This window comes from Mesorhizobium sp. WSM4904 (genome assembly GCF_029674545.1).
In the GTDB taxonomy this organism is placed as follows: Bacteria; Pseudomonadota; Alphaproteobacteria; order Rhizobiales; family Rhizobiaceae; genus Mesorhizobium.
The window spans coordinates 3,017,590-3,028,766 of the sequence record NZ_CP121354.1 but is presented as its reverse complement, the minus strand read 5'-3'; the positions used below and the strand labels follow the sequence as shown (position 1 = coordinate 3,028,766).

The 11,177-nt window shown below is 61.7% G+C and carries 11 protein-coding genes and 1 pseudogene; 2 read left to right on the top strand and 10 right to left on the bottom strand.

What is annotated here, in order from left to right:
* Positions 1-16: 16 nt before the first annotated feature.
* The 10 genes and pseudogenes from trbJ to QAZ47_RS14470 all read right to left on the bottom strand — a co-directional run bounded on the left by trbJ (position 17) and on the right by QAZ47_RS14470 (position 8,881).
* On the bottom strand, positions 17-742 hold the full coding sequence (trbJ, locus tag QAZ47_RS14515) for a P-type conjugative transfer protein TrbJ (protein ID WP_278207441.1): 726 nt from the start codon (positions 740-742) through the stop codon (positions 17-19).
* Positions 739-3,189, bottom strand: coding sequence for a conjugal transfer protein TrbE (trbE, locus tag QAZ47_RS14510; protein ID WP_278207440.1), 2,451 nt, complete (start codon positions 3,187-3,189; stop codon positions 739-741). Before trbE ends, trbJ begins: the two co-directional genes overlap by 4 nt.
* Complete coding sequence (locus QAZ47_RS14505) at positions 3,183-3,455, bottom strand: VirB3 family type IV secretion system protein (RefSeq protein ID WP_278207438.1); 273 nt, start codon at positions 3,453-3,455, stop codon at positions 3,183-3,185. Before QAZ47_RS14505 ends, trbE begins: the two co-directional genes overlap by 7 nt.
* Positions 3,455-3,763: a TrbC/VirB2 family protein gene (locus QAZ47_RS14500; protein ID WP_278207436.1), complete on the bottom strand. Its 309-nt coding sequence runs from the start codon at positions 3,761-3,763 to the stop codon at positions 3,455-3,457. The genes QAZ47_RS14505 and QAZ47_RS14500 overlap by 1 nt, the downstream gene beginning before the upstream one ends.
* An 11-nt stretch (positions 3,764-3,774) precedes the next feature.
* On the bottom strand, positions 3,775-4,743 hold the full coding sequence (gene trbB / locus QAZ47_RS14495; protein ID WP_278207434.1) for a P-type conjugative transfer ATPase TrbB: 969 nt from the start codon (positions 4,741-4,743) through the stop codon (positions 3,775-3,777).
* A complete protein-coding gene (locus tag QAZ47_RS14490; RefSeq protein WP_278207433.1) occupies positions 4,740-5,153 on the bottom strand; it encodes a CopG family transcriptional regulator in 414 nt (137 codons plus the stop codon). The genes trbB and QAZ47_RS14490 overlap by 4 nt, the downstream gene beginning before the upstream one ends.
* A gap of 118 nt (positions 5,154-5,271) precedes the next feature.
* Positions 5,272-7,302 carry a conjugal transfer protein TraG gene (locus QAZ47_RS14485; RefSeq protein WP_278207432.1) on the bottom strand — a complete coding sequence of 677 codons (2,031 nt, stop codon included), beginning with the start codon at positions 7,300-7,302 and terminating at the stop codon, positions 5,272-5,274.
* 253 nt (positions 7,303-7,555) lie between these two features.
* Positions 7,556-7,890, bottom strand: a pseudogene (locus QAZ47_RS14480) (segregation and condensation protein B); the annotation flags it as partial.
* A 172-nt stretch (positions 7,891-8,062) separates the two neighbouring features.
* Positions 8,063-8,596 carry a GNAT family N-acetyltransferase gene (locus tag QAZ47_RS14475; protein ID WP_278207430.1) on the bottom strand — a complete coding sequence of 178 codons (534 nt, stop codon included), beginning with the start codon at positions 8,594-8,596 and terminating at the stop codon, positions 8,063-8,065.
* On the bottom strand, positions 8,597-8,881 hold the full coding sequence (locus QAZ47_RS14470) for a DUF1778 domain-containing protein (protein ID WP_278207429.1): 285 nt from the start codon (positions 8,879-8,881) through the stop codon (positions 8,597-8,599).
* A 147-nt stretch (positions 8,882-9,028) separates the two neighbouring features.
* Between QAZ47_RS14470 and QAZ47_RS14465 the strand changes: the two genes are divergently transcribed.
* Both QAZ47_RS14465 and QAZ47_RS14460 read left to right on the top strand, forming a co-directional pair.
* The gene (locus tag QAZ47_RS14465) at positions 9,029-10,111 is read left to right on the top strand and encodes a site-2 protease family protein (protein ID WP_278207427.1); all 1,083 of its coding nucleotides are present in this window, start codon (positions 9,029-9,031) and stop codon (positions 10,109-10,111) included.
* A gap of 281 nt (positions 10,112-10,392) precedes the next feature.
* Positions 10,393-11,124 carry a topoisomerase DNA-binding C4 zinc finger domain-containing protein gene (locus QAZ47_RS14460; RefSeq protein ID WP_278207426.1) on the top strand — a complete coding sequence of 244 codons (732 nt, stop codon included), beginning with the start codon at positions 10,393-10,395 and terminating at the stop codon, positions 11,122-11,124.
* The last annotated feature ends 53 nt before the right edge of the window (positions 11,125-11,177 follow it).

Sequence of the window (11,177 nt, the reverse complement as noted above, 5' to 3'; positions counted from 1 at the left end):
CGTGAAGAGTTGATGGTCAATTGCCGGGATAGGCCGTGCCGGTGCCGAGGAAGCGCTTTGTCGTCTGGCGAGCGGCTTCCTCGGACTGCGCCTTGCGGGCAGCATCCTCGGCCTCGGCTCGAAACTGCGTCGCGAGCAGCGTCTGGATCTGCATTTGCTGCTTGGTCGAAAGGGCGATCAGCTGATTGGTGGCCTGGCTTGCCTCGAGCGCACCGGCCGCCCCTTGACTGCGGTTGACGAGATCGGCAAGCAGATCGCCATCGCCGCGCACATTCTCGGTGATCTGCGACTGAACCCCCATGGTCTGGCGGAACGCCTGCATGGCGCTCTGCCAGCGCTCGCGGGCGGCGCTCGCCACATCGCTGGCCTTGATCGTAGCGTCGTAGCTTTCCGGATATTGCTGACGCCATTGGTTCTGAAGCTTATTGAGGTCAAAGCTCAGGCCACTTGCCTGTTCCATCAACCCATCGATGCGCTGGAGCGAACCGGTGAGCTGTCCGACCGAAGAAAAATCCAGATTCTGAAGGTTGCGCGCCATGTTCTGAAGCATGGTCGCCTGGTTCTGAAGCGACTGGATCTGGTTGTTGATCTGCTCCAACGCGCGTGCCGCCGATAACACGTTCTGCGTATAGTTCGACGGATCGAACACGATCAGGGCGTAAGCCGGCCGAACGTAGTCGGCCATCGGTTTGGCGATCAGGGAAACAGTGACGAGGCTGGTGAAAAGGCGGCGTCCCATCATGACGATTGCTCCGTGTCTGGTTGAGGAAACTGCTGGAGAAGCTCGGCGGCCCAATCGAGGCTGCGCGCATTCAGGAAATGAGAGGCAAAGCTGTCCTGCCCGTGCTCGGACAGCACACTGTCGACCAGGGTCTGCGTGGCCGGATCGGAGGCGGCGCAAAGCGCCAGAGTGATGGGACCGAGCGCGAGCTCGAACAGACGGTTGCCGCGGCGCGATTGCAAATAGTATTGCCGCTTCGGCGTGGCGTGGGCGATCAGTTCGATCTGCCGCTCATTGAGACCGAAGCGCTCATAGGCCGCTCTCGCCTGCGGCTCCACCGCACGATCATTGGGAAGAAAAATGCGTTGCGGGCAACTCTCGATAATTGCCGATGCAATCGAAGAGCCCGCGATATCGGCAAGCGACTGTGTGGCGAAGATGACGGAGACGTTCTTCTTGCGCAGCACCTTCAGCCATTCGCGGATCCGGGCGGCAAAGAGCGGGTTGTCGAGATAGACCCACGCCTCGTCGAGCATGAGCAGGGTCGGCCGGCCGTCGAAACGCTCCTCGAGGCGATGGAAAAGATAGGTGAGAACCGGCAGTACAGCGCCCCGGCTGTGCATCAGCTCCTCGGTCTCGAAGCACTGCACATCCGACAAGGCCAGCCGATCGTCATCGGCATCGAGCAGCCGGCCGAACGGACCGTCGAGCGTGTAGGGCATCAACGCGGATTTCAGCGCATTGGACTGGAGCAGGACCGACAGACCAGTCAGCGTGCGTTCCTGGGCCGGCGCAGTAGCTAGGCTGGTGAGTGCCGACCAAATCGCCTCCTTCACCTCAGGCGTGACGGTGACATTCTCATGGGCGATGAGACCTGCGATCCATTCGGCCGCCCAACCGCGGGCCGCCTGATCGTCGATGTTGCGCAGCGGCTGGAAAGCAAGCGCACCGTCCGCGCCGAGCGCGTGGTGCTCTCCACCCATGGCGAATGTCGCCGCGCGCGCCGAATTGCCCTTGTCGAAGACGTAGACCTGCGCGCCGGCATAGCGCCGGAACTGCAAGGCGATCAGCGCAAGCAGCACCGACTTGCCGGCGCCGGTCGGTCCCACGATCAGCATGTGGCCGACATCTTCGACGTGCGTGGAGAGCCGGAATGGTGTCGATCCACCGGTTTCAGCGAAGAGAAGCGGCGGGGCTTCGGCGCGGGTGACTTTGGCCAGATGTTCGTTCTCCGCCGGGCCGGCCCACACTGAGGACAGCGGCATGAGATGGGCAAGGTTCAATGTGTGAACGAGCGGCTGGCGAACATTGGCATAGACATGGCCGGGCAATGAGCCGAGCCATGCCTCCACCGCGTTGACGCTCTCACGGATCGTGGTGAAGCCGAGCCCGTTGACGATGCGCTCGACAGCGCGAAGTTTCTCCGCGGCGGCTTGGCGATCCTCGTCCCATACCGTCACGGTCGTGGTGAGATAGCCGAAGCCGACATGATCCCCGCCCAATGCCTGAAGTGCTTCGTCGGCATCGAGCGCCTTGTTGTCGGCATCGCTGTCGACCAACGGAACCGGCTCGTTGGTCACGACTTCGCGCAGGATCGCGACGATCGATTTGCGCTTGGCAAACCATTGGCGCCTCAACCGAGTCAGCGTCTTCGTGGCTTCCGTCTTGTCGAGCGGAATGAAACGCGTCACCCAGCGATAGGCAAAATCCAGATGATTGAGCGCGTCGAGTAGCCCGGGCCGGGTGAGGTTCGGGAAGCCGAGGATGGTAAGGGTACGCAGATGCTGCTCACCCAGCATCGGCTCCAAGCCGCCGGTAAGTGGAGCATCGACCAGGACGCCGTCGAGATAGATCGGCGTTTCTGGAACGGCGACGGAATAGCGGCGGGTTGAAATTGTGCCGTGCAGATAAGTCAGCGTCTCGGCATCGTCGAGCACGCGCACTTCAGGCATGAAGCCCGACAGAAGATCCAGGACACGGTCGGTCTCGTCACCGAACCGCGCCAGCTCCTGGCGCCAGTTTCGCTCGCCGTCCGAATGATGAGAGTCGACAAGCGCGCTTTCCGCCCGCGCCTGGCTGTCCGGCGGCGGCATGAACAGCAAGGTCAGGTGATAGCGACTCTCAAAATGCGCAACCTTGCCCTCGAAGGCCGCACGCCGTTCTTCGTCGACCAGCCATGAGGCGGCATCGGGAAAACGTGATTGCGGATAGCCAAGCGCTTCGACGCGCTCCGCTTCGAAGAAGAGTGCCCAGCCGGAGCCAAGGCGTCTAAGCGCGTTGTTGGCCCGGGCGCAGATGCCCACGAGCTCGGCTTCCGTCGCGCTTTCGAGATCCGGACCGCGGAACCGCAACGTCCGCTGAAAGCTGCCGTCTTTGTTGAGCACGATGCCGGGCGCGACGAGTGCTGCCCAAGGCAGATGATCGGCAAGCCGGTCGGCCTTGCCGCGATATTCTGAAAGGTTCAGCATGCAAGCCATCCCTTCAGACGAAGATGACGGACAAGCACGGCGGCGAAGTCAGGATCGCGTCTTGCGGCAAAGACTGCGAGCGTGTGGCCGGCGATCCAAAGCACCAGTCCGGCGATCCACTGCTGCAAGCCAAGCCCGATTGCCGCGGCCACCGTGCCGTTGAGGATCGCCACCGCTCTCGGCGCACCGCCTAATAAGATCGGCTCGGTCAGTGCCCGGTGGACGGGAACTTCGAAGCCCTCGACGTGCTGCTCGCCCGCGACCATCAGACGAGCGCTCCGCCGCCGAAGGAGAAGAAAGAGAGAAAGAAGCTCGATGCCGCAAAGGCGATCGACAGGCCGAAGACGATCTGGATCAGCCGGCGAAACCCGCCTGCAGTGTCCCCGAAGGCAAGCGTCAAACCGGTGGTGATGATGATGATCACTGCGACGATCTTGGCGACCGGCCCCTGCACCGATTCCAGGATCTGCTGCAGCGGCTGTTCCCAGGGCATGCCGGAGCCTGCCGCGTAAGCCGGCGCGACAAGAAGAAACGCGAGCGCGGTGGACGAAAGAAAGCGAAGCTTCTTGCGCATGAAATGACCTTTCAAAGCTGCTGGAGTTGCGGAATCGTGAGCGGGGTGATGGCGTAGTCGCCACTGCCGTCGAGACCGGTAACCTCGGCGATCGCATCAATGCGGCGCGAGGATCCGCGCCCGGCGATGAAGACGACCAGGTCGACAGCATCGGCGATGAGCCGACGCGGAACGGTGGCAACGGCTTCCTGGGCGAGTTGCTCGATGCGGTAGAGAGCGGAGCGCGCTGAATTGGCGTGAACGGTGGCGATGCCGCCAGGGTGCCCGGTGTTCCAGGCCTTCAGCATGTCGAGGGCTTCCGCGCCCCTCACTTCGCCGACGATGATGCGGTCGGGCCGGAGCCGGAGCGTCGAGCGCACGAGATCGGCCAGTGTGACCGAACCCCGCCTGGTTCTCAGGGCAACGCAGTCCTGCGCCGCGCATCGCAGTTCGCGCGTGTCCTCGATCAAGATCACCCGCTCGTCGCATTCGGCGACTTCGGCCAGCAGTGCGTTGGCAAGTGTCGTCTTGCCCGACGACGTTCCGCCAGCGACCAGAATGTTGCGCCGCTCGCGCACAGCCTTCTTCAGCGCATCGGCCTGGAGTGGCAACATGATGCGGTCGGCGACATAGTTGGCCAGCGTGTAGAGTTTTGCCGCTGGCTTACGGATCGCGAAGCATGGCCCCAACACCACCGGCGGCAGCAGACCCTCGAAGCGTTCGCCCGATGGCAGCTCGGCGCTGACGATCGGATTATCCGCGTGTGCCTCCGCACGTACATGAGAGGCGACCAGGCGGATGATCCGTTCCGCTTCCGACGGGTGCATGTGCACGCCGGTTTCAACGCGACCTTCTCCCAGCCGGTCGAGCCGAAGCGCGCCGTCCGGATTGACCATCACTTCGATGACCAATGGATCGGCCAGCGCCTCGGTGATCGCCGGCCCCATGGCGGTGCGCAGCATACTGCGACGGCGATGGTCGGCTTCGGGATGAGAGCTCATGCTTCGCCTCCCATGCCTTTGTCTTTGCCAAGCGAGCGCTTACCCGAAGCGATCTGCCGGCCGACCTGCTCGACGAATTTGTCGAACCGCTCCTGGGCAACAGCCTGTGTCGCCCTGTCCGGGACCGGCGTGTGGGCATGAAGCGTGATCGAAAAGCGGATGAAAAGCGCCAGGCTCTCCAGGATCATCTCGCCATCACGCCTGACGTGGGCGAGGTCGCGCGAAAGACGATCGAGCCTGACGCCGTAGCGCCGATCGAGCTCAGTCTCGCCCTGCCGCTCGATGAAGGCTTCTACCGCCTTCGCCACAACGGCGGATTTCGTGGTCGATGGATCGCGGCTGAGATTGTCCAGCTTCTCGCTCAACTCGGGTCCGAGCAGAAACTGATGGCGAATGCGATGGGACTTCATGCGGCTTGTTCTCGACAGGCCGGCGTTGCGCCGGCGACTGGAACAAGCATCGGTCAGACGCCCGAAATCGCTTATCGCCGTTATCTACGCTGAGCTGCGCTCTGCCTCAGAGCAGGCCTCAGAAGCCGGGGACGATGTCCTTGTCGTCGCCCCTGCCCTCATTGATGCCGTAGGCACGTGTCGCGGTGGAAATTCGGTCTATGACACGCTTGTCGGCGAGTGCTTCGCTATCATCGTCGACGGGCTTGAACAGATCTTCCTGGTCGGGCTCGTGGGCGACGACGGCCTGTTCTTCCGGCAAACCAGGATGACGCTGCTGCTGAACGCCGCCCTCGTCGTCAGTTGCCGCTCCGACACTTTCGTCGTCGACAGCTAGACGGCAGTCAACGCTGCGCAGCTGTCCAGTCCAATCGTCCGGACGCGCGGCAGGGCAGTCGCAGTAGGAACCGTCGTGCAGGACCGGCGAAGGCAGTACTCGCTCGGTGAAATTCTGATCCTCGTAATAGCGCAGCTTCTTCGCACGGATCGGCGGCAACCCAGAAACCAACACCAGTTCGTCTGATGGCGGCAGCTGCATCACCTCGCCGGGCGTCAGCAGCGGGCGAGCGGTCTCCTGGCGGCTGACCATGACATGCGAAAGCCAGGGCGCCAGCCGATGGCCGGCATAGTTGCGCATGGATCTGAGTTCCGTGGCAGTGCCAAGCGCATCAGAGATACGTTTGGCCGTGCGCTCGTCATTGGATGAGAAGGCAATGCGCACGTGGCAGTTGTCGAGAATGGCGTTGTTCTCGCCATAAGCTTTGGATATCTGATTCAAAGATTGCGCGATCAGGTAGGCGCGAATGCCGTATCCCGCCATGAAGGCGAGCGCAGTCTCGAAAAAGTCCAGCCGACCGAGCGCCGGAAATTCGTCGAGCATCATGAGCAGTTGATGCCTGCGGCTCTTCTTTGGATCGCCCTCGAGGCGCTCAGTGAGCCGCCGGCCGATTTGATTCAGCACCAGTCGCACCAGCGGTTTGGTGCGCGAGATGTCTGACGGCGGCACAACCAGGTAGAGCGACACAGGTCGCTGGGCATCCATGAGGTCAGCAATACGCCAGTCGCAGACCGACGTTGCCGCGGCCACGGTTGGATCGCGATAGAGACCGAGAAACGACATAGCGGTCGAGAGAACACCCGAACGCTCGTTCTCAGACTTGTTCAGCACCTCACGCGCCGCGGAAGCCACGACGGGATGGACCAGAGGCTTGTTTGCGGCTCCAAGATGGTTCGTCGTCATCATGCGCTGCAGCGTTGCGGCAAAAGAACGTTGCGGATCCGACAGAAAGTTGGCGACGCGTGCGAGCGTCTTTTCCTCCTCGGCGTAGAGCACATGGAGGATGGCGCCGACCAAGAGTGAATGACTAGTCTTTTCCCAATGATTTCGCCTTTCCAGGGCACCTTCCGGATCGACCAAGATGTCGGCGATGTTCTGGACATCGCGAACCTCGTCCGAGCCCTTGCGGACTTCCAGCAATGGATTATAGCGCGCCGACCTTGGATCGGTCGGATTGAACAAAAGACAGTATGAGAACTTCGATCGCCACCCGGAGGTCAGCTGCCAATTCTCGCCTTTGATGTCATGAATGACAGCTGAACCAGTCCAGGAAAGGAGCGTTGGGACAACCAAGCCAACGCCCTTGCCTGAGCGTGTCGGGGCAAAGGCCATGACGTGTTCCGGGCCACTATGGCGCAGATATCGGTCCTCCAGCTTGCCGAGGAAAACGCCGGTCGGTCGAAATAGCCCTGCCTTCGCAATCTCCTGCGTCTTGGCCCACCGTGAAGAGCCATAAGTGGTGACCAGCCCGCACTGTCGTGCGCGCCAGAGCGAACCGGCGATTGCGGCCGCACAGCCCAAGAACCCGCTGGCACCGGCAAGCGCACCTGCCTGGTCAAAGACCTCGGGCGCGTAGGCGTCGAAATGGAACCACCATTCGAACAGTCGCCATGGCTTGTAAATCGGCCAGCCAGCCGCCACGAACCATGGCGCTCCAAGTTGCTCTTGATAGTCCAGCGTGTGGGCGCACCATTGGGTCGCGGTCCACATGCCAAGAATGACAATGGCAAATACGAGAGCAATCTGGCCGACGAGTAGTTTCGTAGGCGTCATGTGCTTTCTCCGTTTGGAAAATGTATCAAGCATCGCGCCTGCCAGCGGTAACTGGAATACTCCTCACGTACGATCGAGCCCAATGGAAGAGGACATTGACGCTGGATCCGTTGCGTGGCCCTAAGTTGGTTGTCGTAGTGACCCCTTTTTCGAACAGTTCAGAGCGCCTCATCCTGAACGACGCCTCTCGTTCGATCGCCGTCTTCGCCGTCGCCCTCCCCGACCAAGCCGATGTATCCCCGGCCAAATGCTTCTACTTCGACAGCAGGCCGGCGTCTTCGAGCGCCTCGAGTCCGGCAGCTGGCGCGGCGTGTCGAGCCCGAACTGCGATAGACAAGTTCTCGTCGTCACATAGGTGTAGGGCGCGCCCGGCTGCGGACTGCGCGGCCCGGCGGCGATCAGATCCTGCGCGCGCAACACGCCGATCAGGTCTTGCGTACCTTCTTGCCGAAGAAGCACGACGCTGGGGTGATCGGCTGGAAAGCACATCAGCCGAGAGCCACGGGCGACAGCTCTTTTCTGCCCTGCCCCGCGGCCGAGCCGAACGCACCCTGAAATGACGTCGGCAAAGACCTTTTTGCTCCGGTGCAGCTAGACGCGCGATCTTTCGTCGACTCGTTCTTGCTAACGCGCGGGCGAACCACAGGTGTCTGTCGGGCATACCGGCATCGGTAAGCTGGCTGCGCCGAGTGGTCGGAACCGGCTTGTCCATGCGTTCCGTGCGGTACACTGGAGACGGCGAGGGCGATTCACTCGAGCCTTAAAGAACCGATTGACGCGAATCTAGTGGCCCTTTGTCCGCCATCCAGAGGCGCACGTCCTGGATTGACCGCATAAGCACGGATGGGTTGTCACGCGAAGCGATGAAGCCCCAGCTCTGCCAGTAGCGCTCCGCTTCGGCGTCAATCGCCCGGACAACGACTGCGCGGCCGCCGACGATATCGGCCCCGGCGATGCAGCGCTGCAGGGCATCCTTCACGAGGCCGCTGCCGATGCCCTGCCCAGCATAGCGATGATCGACGGCAAGCTGTCCAATCAGGAGGCAGGGGATGGGGTCAGGTGGCCGCCCGGTGCGGATCGCCCGAGGCGCGCTGTTCGGCTGGATCACGCCTGGCGCAAGACCATAATACCCGACAACGTCCCCGTCCTCGTGAACGACCAGAACGCGGGTGAAACCTCGCTGCTGGTTGGTACGGGCAAAGCCGGAGAGCCACGCGTTCAGCGCCGGCTTGCCGCAGTCGAAAGCGTCAAGCCGATGCGTGTTGCCGAGCAGTTCAATGCCGGAAAGCGCCACCTAGCGTTTCCAGGGTGCTGCCCGTCGCAGCCGTTCGGCCACCTTCGGCGGCGGAGCGGCCGCCGGGGCGGAAATTGCCTGCATGAAGGCGTCATAGGCGTCGGGCGAGAGGCGGATGACGGTCTCGTTGAGGATCGCCGCCTGCGCCTCGTGCAATGCGGCGCGGCGCATGAATTCGGTGCGCGACAAGCCGAGCAGTTCCGCGCCACGATCGATGATCGTCAGATCATCGTCGCGGAATCGCATCGAGACAGGTGTTTCCTTTCTCGGGACTGTGGTGGCCATATCTCGCTCCTGTGCTGCAACTGTATATACGGCACCGTAACGCAGACTGCAATACTGCTCTAAGTGGAGGCAGTTCACAATCTAGCCTTCGCGGCGAATAGCTCGTACTTATTTCTCCGGCACTTCCCGACCCCACGGAGTCACACCATGCAGTGGTCCTACCCGATCCTCCGTGTCGGCGGCACCGAGATCCGCATCCACCTGACCTTCCTGCTGCTGCTTGCCTGGATCGGTATCGCCTATTTCCAGGAGGGTGGAACGTCGGCTGCGATCGAGGGCGTCTGCTTCATCGGCGCCGTGTTCGCCTGCGTGGTATTGCATGAGCTCGGCCATGCCGCTGCCGCTAGTCGCTACGGCATCCGAACTCCAAAGATCACGCTCTTGCCGATCGGCGGCGTCGCGGAGCTGGAGCGCCTACCCGAGAAGCCGTCGGAAGAGATCGTCGTGGCGCTCGCCGGCCCGTTGGTCAATGTCGTCATTGCCGCTTTCCTCGTCGTCGCGCTCGGGACCGCCGTCGGTATCGACGCGCTGATGTCAATGGATAACCCGCATGTCGCGTTCGTGGCTCGCCTCGCTGCCGTCAACATATGGCTGGTCCTGTTCAACCTCATTCCGGCCTTTCCGATGGATGGCGGACGTGTGCTGCGGGCCTTGCTCGCCACGCGCTACAACCGCCAGCGCGCGACGGAGATTGCGGGGACCGTTGGTCAGTTCGCCGCCTTCGCCTTCGGCTTCATCGGTCTCGTCGCCGGCAACGTGCTGCTCATATTCGTTGCCATCTTCGTCTACCTCGCCGCCACTGCGGAAACGCAGGCGATGGGGCTCGAGGCAGCGGCGCGTGCCGTTAACGTCCGCGACGTCATGATCAGCCGGTTCGAAAGCCTGCCGGCGACCGCGACCCTCGACGAGGCAGCACAGGGCCTGTTGCGCACGACGCAACACGAGTTCCCGATCGTCGATGCTGCCGGCGTGCTGCGCGGTGTGCTGACGCGGGAGGGGCTCGTCACCGGCCTGCAGCAGCACGGCGGTCAGACTCCTGTGATCGAGGCAATGGCGGCAAATATCCCGGTGGTGCGCGACCATGATAAGCTCATCAGGGCGCTCGAACACCTGAAGAGTGGAGCCGCACCTGCCGTCGGTGTGGTGGATGGCAAGGGCCGTTTGGTCGGCTATATCATCATCGAAAACATCGGCGAGCTCATGCTGCTGCGCAGCGCCGTCGCAAGCTGACAGATCCCGGTCGAGGAAACCGTCTTTCCGCCAGTTCCAGACTGCCCTTTATGCGACTTTCGAAGCACAAAAAGCGAACATGTCCGTTTCAATATCCCTAGGTCCGTTCTGCGGCTCCGGCGAGCACTGTTAAGGGATAGGCCCTTCTGGCCCGATAATGCTCGATGAGCCCCCAGGGTGACGAGAACGCCCGCTCCGGATCCAGAATTTTGGCCTAATTTAGCTCTTCCGAAACGAAGAACGGGGACGGTATAGTCTCGTTTTCCTTTGCCGCCGACACAATGGCTCAAGAAGTAGATCCCATCATCATTGTGCCTGAGGATCCACAAACGGACACAGTCAGGGTTCCGGTGCTGAAGGTGTTCGACGGCGACGGGTTTCTAACTCGGGTCAGGGTTTCCGAGGTGACAGGAAACCCTAAGGATCAAGCCGAGATCGAGGTAACCGCAAGATTCGGATTCATCGATGCTCCGGAGATGGAACAGCCCGGCGGCCGCGAAGCCAAGGATTTCCTCACCGACCTGATCGGCGGCAAGTGGGTCGAACTTGCTATCTTGATGAAGATGAATACCGGGCGGCCAGTAGACACGTACGGCCGTGTCGTCTGCGTTCCCTATCTGACGCTGGATTACGCCGCCGGCGAGTTCAGAACACCGTCGTCACGCCCTCATGTCATAACAACGTTTGGGGCGCCCTTCCGCGTGACGAGAAACATCGAGCTAGAGATGGTCGTCAATGGCTGGGCTTGGGTTCTGGAGCGATACGGACCCGATCAGCGTTACCTCGATGCCCTCGAAGAGGCCAGACGCGCAAAGCGAGGCATATGGGCCTTCAAGGACAACATCCATCCTTGGGAATTCAAGAAACAGAAATATCGCAGCAAGGCGCCAAAGCCCTCATGCCCGACAGAAAACTGTGGCGGCCACCTCGTTAGAAAGAGGGGCAGGTTCGGCGAATTTCTGGGCTGCTCCGAATATCCTCGGTGCAGGTATTCTTGTTCGGTGGCCGGCTGACCGTCCGACCACGCCAACTACCCCTCAATATAGGGCATCCACCCGGAAAAATG